This is a genomic window from Planktotalea sp. (assembly GCF_039984035.1).
Lineage (GTDB): Bacteria > Pseudomonadota > Alphaproteobacteria > Rhodobacterales > Rhodobacteraceae > Planktotalea.
In genome coordinates, this window is record NZ_JBDWVM010000193.1 from 1 (window position 1) to 5035 (window position 5035).

The window sequence follows — 5035 nt, forward strand, 5'->3', positions numbered from 1 at the left end:
TCGGGGCAGGGCCAGCTGGCCTTGCCTGTGCACACCGCGCAGCCATGCTGGGTCATGATGTTGTAATCATGGATGCCCGTGCGAAATCAGGTGGCCTGAACGAATTTGGCATTGCCGCCTATAAGAGCACTGATGATTTCGCTGCGAAAGAAGTCGATTGGCTGATGCAAATCGGCGGCATTGAGATCAAACACGGCGTGAGCCTTGGCAAAGACGTAACCTTGGCAGCGCTGCAAAGTGAGTACGATGCAGTGTTTCTAGGAATGGGTCTGGGCGGCGTGAACGGCCTTGGGATTGAAGGCGATGACAAGGATGGGATCGCGGATGCGGTCGATTTCATTTCCGATCTGCGTCAAGCGAAAGATCTAAGTGCTTTGCCAATTGGCCGTGACGTTGTTGTCATAGGCGGGGGCATGACGGCGATTGATGCGGCGGTTCAGGCGAAATTGCTTGGCGCGCTCAATGTGACTTTGGTCTATCGCCGCTCCAAAGCGCGCATGAACGCCAGCGTCTTTGAACAGGATTTGGCAACCTCAAAAGGGGTGCGCATCATCACGAACGCAACGCCTGTGGCCATTCACGGCAATGGCGCGGTGCGCGAGATCGAATTTGAATACACCGACGATGATTTGAAAGCGACGGGTCAAACCGTGCGCCTTGCGGCGGATCAAGTTTTCCGAGCGATTGGTCAAACCTTGGAGGGCGATGATTTGCCTGCCTTGGACGGTCGCAAGATTAAAGTGTCAGAGGTCGGTCAGACCAGCATCACGGGCGTCTGGGCGGGGGGCGATTGCGCCTCTGGCGGCGATGACCTGACGGTGACCGCAGTAGCCGAAGGGCGTGACGCTGCGATGGATATTCATACTACATTGATGGGAGGCGCATAAAATGGCCGATCTCACGACAGATTTTCTAGGTATCAAAAGCCCTAATCCATTCTGGCTCGCTTCTGCGCCGCCAACCGATAAAGAATACAACGTGCGCCGCGCCTTTGAGGCCGGTTGGGGCGGTGTCGTTTGGAAGACGCTTGGTTCAGAAGGCCCGCCTGTCGTTAACGTCAATGGACCTCGTTATGGCGCGATTTACGGCGCGGATCGTCGGTTGCTTGGGCTCAACAATATTGAGCTGATTACGGATCGCGACCTGTTCACGAACCTTGAAGAGATCAAACGCGTGAAGGCGGATTACCCTGATCGCGCTGTGATCGTGTCGATCATGGTGCCTTGCGAGGAAGAAGCATGGAAAGCGATCCTGCCGCTTGTGGAAGACACTGGCGCAGATGGGATCGAGCTGAACTTTGGCTGCCCGCACGGCATGTCAGAACGCGGCATGGGCGCGGCGGTGGGCCAAGTGCCTGAATACATCGAAATGGTGACGCGCTGGTGCAAGCAGTACTACTCCAAACCCGTTATCGTGAAACTGACGCCGAACATTACCGATGTGCGCAAACCTGCGGCGGCGGCAAAAGCCGGCGGCGCGGATGCGGTGTCGCTTATCAACACGATCAACTCTATCACCTCTGTGAACCTTGATACCATGAGCCCTGAGCCATCCATCGACGGCAAAGGCACGCATGGGGGCTATTGCGGTCCTGCGGTGAAACCTATCGCGATGAGCATGGTCAGCGAAATTGCCCGCGCTGAGGCAACAGCAGGTCTGCCGATCTCGGGCATTGGCGGCATCACCACATGGCGCGATGCGGCTGAATTTATGGCGCTGGGCTGTGGCAATGTGCAGGTCTGCACGGCTGCGATGACCTATGGCTTTAAGATCGTTCAGGAGATGATTTCTGGCCTCAGCCAATGGATGGATGAGAAGGGCTACACCGATACATCGCAGTTTGTTGGCATGGCCGTGCCGAACACCACAGATTGGCAGTATCTGAACCTCAACTTCATCGCTAAGGCGAAGATTAATGAGGATCTTTGCATATCGTGCGGTCGCTGTTTCGCTGCTTGTGAAGACACATCACACCAAGCGATTGCTATGTCCGATGAGCGGGTCTTTAGCGTCATCGATGATGAATGCGTCGCCTGTAATCTTTGCGTCAATGTTTGCCCTGTCGAGAATTGTATCACGATGGAACAGATGCCCGCTGGCCAAGTCGATCCACGCACGGGCCGCGAGGTTGATCCAGAGTATGCCAATTGGACTACGCATCCAAACAACCCCTCAGCGACAGCCGCTGAATAAGGTCTCCAAGCCGTAGTTTCCCAACAAAACGGCCGTGAGCGACCCCTGCAAGAGTGAGTGCTTGCAGGGGTCATTTTTATTTTTGGGCTAAAACGACGTAACGGCATTTCATGTTTTTAGTGAAATTAGAATTTGTGCCCCAAGGTCGTTTGCTACGCTGTGTTGTCTGACCCATGCGCGCGCGCTAGCGTCCTCTCAACTTTAAAATACTGAGGAATGCGCAATGAGCGGCACTGATACCCTGTTCCAAGCTGTGAAGCTTGACAAACTTGAGCTGAAAAACCGGATTGTTATGGCGCCGATGACGAGAACCATGTCACCGGGAAATGTTCCGAATGATCTAAACGTTGAATACTACCGCCGCCGCGCCGAAGGCGGTGTGGGTTTGATCGTTACCGAAGGCACATTCGTGGGTCATGTCGCGGCGAGCGGCTATCCGAACGTTCCCGCGTTCTTTGGCGAAGACGCTCTTGCAGGTTGGAAACGGGTTGTAAACGCGGTGCATGACGCAGGCGGCAAAATTGCGCCGCAGCTTTGGCACGTGGGCGCAGTGCGTCGCCCCGGCGTGATGCCCGGCGGCGATACGCCCGGACATAGCCCCAGTGGTATGGCATTCCCCGGTAAGGTGACGGGCCACGCAATGACGCAGCAAGACATTGACGATGTGGTCGCGGCCTTCGCGCAAGCGGCCAAAGACGCCAAGGACATTGGCTTTGACGCGATTGAGCTGCATGGCGCGCATGGTTATTTGATTGATCAGTTCTTCTGGGACGGTACAAACCAACGCGAGGATGCCTATGGCGGTGATTTGGAAGCGCGCTCGCGCTTTGCAATTGAAATTTTACAAGCGGTGCGCGCCGCAGTTGGCGAAGATTTCCCGATCATTTTCCGCTTTTCCCAGTGGAAACAACAAAACTACGCCGCGCGTCTCTGTGAGACACCAGAAGAATTGGGCGCTTTCGTCAATCGTCTGTCTGATGCGGGCGTTGACATCTTCCACTGCTCTTCACGCCGCTTCTGGGAACCAGAGTTCGAAGGCAGTGATCTGAACCTTGCTGGCTGGACTCGCAAGCTCACAGGGAAACCGGCGATTACGGTTGGCAGCGTTGGCTTGAACGCAGACTTCTTGCCTGAAGACGGAACCGCAAATTTCAAAGCGGCGGAACCTGCAAGCATCGACAATTTGCTAGAGCGCACAGAACGTGAAGAGTTTGATCTCGTCGCGGTGGGACGTGCGTTGATTGCGAACCCTGATTGGGCGAACCAAGTGCAAGCAGGTAAGCTCGCGGACTTGGCGGCTTATGAAAAAGACATGTTGAAGAAGCTCTACTAATTCAGAGTTTAACTTTGAAAAAGAGTGGCCTGCCTCAATCGAGCGCAGGCCATTTTCTTTAAAAGTCCATATGTTGCGTTAGGAAATCATGAAGCAGAACAAGCTTGGCTGAAATGTCTTGGCCAAGGGTTTCGCTCGTTGATGTGTCGTGCGGCCATGTGGCGTCGAACATCAGGGTTTCATTGAACGCAAGGGCCGGCATGTTGCAGTGGCTTTGATCGCAATAGATCACCAAGGTGATGTTGTTCCCAAAGGGAGAAAGCATCTGGCAACTCGATGTCTGATCTTCGCCTTGCTTACATAAAAACGTGTCGCCACGCGTTGCTGTAGCAGAGCTTTGATGATGCTTCTGAGCATTTTCGTTTGCGCGCGCATCAACGTTGTTAACTTTGCTAAGGCGTAGGGTATCAAACCCGATATCGATCAGCGCGGTGTTCACACTGATCGTTGAAACCACCGGAACGGTCAGTTGTCGTCCGTCTTTTGCGAGGTATTGAACGTCTTCGCACGAGGTTTGCTCCGTTAAAAGAAGAGGCGTGTTGTCAGGCAGGAAGGCGCGAAAAATCGTGCCGCCGCGGATGAGTGCGCCATCATTGGTCTCAAGTCCGAAATCAACAAACCGATATCTGTCCGGACAGGCTTGCGCGCTCGCAAATCCAGCGCAACACATGAATAGCAATGACAGTATCTTGGTGCGCATAGTATCCCTCCCAATCCCGTGGGAAAGTTAGCGCGCCCGCTGTGCAGCGCAATTCGCTCAGCCACTTTCACACAGTAACGTGATCGCGGCTCACGCCCCTACTTGCGCGAAGAAGGCGCTGCGAAAATCGAGCAGCTCTTGATGACGCGCTTCGGCCATGCGCTGGCCTTCGCCCGTTTTGAACCCTTTTGAGAGCGTCAGTAATTTGGTTTCAAAGTGATCTATGGCATAGCTGCGATCATCCAGCGCGCGCTCCTTAGCGTGCGGATCGCTCGGTTCATACAGCGCGCTGCCCATTCGGCCCGCAACATAGAAACACCGCGCGATCCCGATCAGGCCGATGGCATCAAGACGGTCCGCATCTTGCAAGATTTTTGCCTCTCTCGTTTCGGTTGGGATGTTCGCGGAAAAGCTGTGGGCCTCAACCGCGTGACAGGTTGCATCAACCTTGCCTGTGTCCCATCCGAGCGGCGCGAGATGGCCGCGCGCGGCCGCGGCGGCAAGGCTCGATGCCTTTGCGCGATCGGGGCTGTCTTTTTCCACGCTGATACAGTCATGGAGAAGGGTTGCGGCCAACAACACCTCCCAATCCGCGCCTTCAACGTGCGCGATGGCGCGGGCGTTGTTCCAGACGCGGGTGATGTGGGCGATATCATGTGCCCCATCTGAATCGTTCGGGATCGAGTAGGGGAGAAGCGTTTCTGCAAGCGCTTCATGCAGGGCGAAGGGGGCAGTGTTCATGGCCTGTGTCCTAACGCATCAAAGCTCAATGACATCAAAGACAACAGGTTCAATCACTTTCGCATCTG

5 protein-coding genes are annotated in these 5035 nt (G+C 54.9%); 3 read left to right on the top strand and 2 right to left on the bottom strand.

The annotated features are described in order from the left end of the window. From ABJQ89_RS08885 to ABJQ89_RS08895, 3 genes are all read left to right on the top strand, one after another. Positions 1-887 (top strand): FAD-dependent oxidoreductase (locus ABJQ89_RS08885; RefSeq protein WP_348495894.1); only part of this gene is annotated, 887 nt, incomplete at its 5' end. 1 nt (position 888) lies between these two features. Continuing rightward, positions 889-2193: an NAD-dependent dihydropyrimidine dehydrogenase subunit PreA gene (gene preA, locus ABJQ89_RS08890; RefSeq protein ID WP_348495895.1), complete on the top strand. Its 1305-nt coding sequence runs from the start codon at positions 889-891 to the stop codon at positions 2191-2193. A 223-nt stretch (positions 2194-2416) separates the two neighbouring features. Beyond that, positions 2417-3526, top strand: coding sequence for an NADH:flavin oxidoreductase (locus ABJQ89_RS08895; protein ID WP_348495896.1), 1110 nt, complete (start codon positions 2417-2419; stop codon positions 3524-3526). 58 nt (positions 3527-3584) lie between these two features. Here ABJQ89_RS08895 and ABJQ89_RS08900 read toward each other — a convergent pair whose 3' ends face one another. Both ABJQ89_RS08900 and ABJQ89_RS08905 read right to left on the bottom strand, forming a co-directional pair. Next, a complete protein-coding gene (locus ABJQ89_RS08900) occupies positions 3585-4226 on the bottom strand; it encodes a hypothetical protein (RefSeq protein ID WP_348495897.1) in 642 nt (213 codons plus the stop codon). A 90-nt stretch (positions 4227-4316) separates the two neighbouring features. Next, complete coding sequence (locus ABJQ89_RS08905; protein WP_348495898.1) at positions 4317-4967, bottom strand: HD domain-containing protein; 651 nt, start codon at positions 4965-4967, stop codon at positions 4317-4319. Positions 4968-5035: the final 68 nt, after the last annotated feature.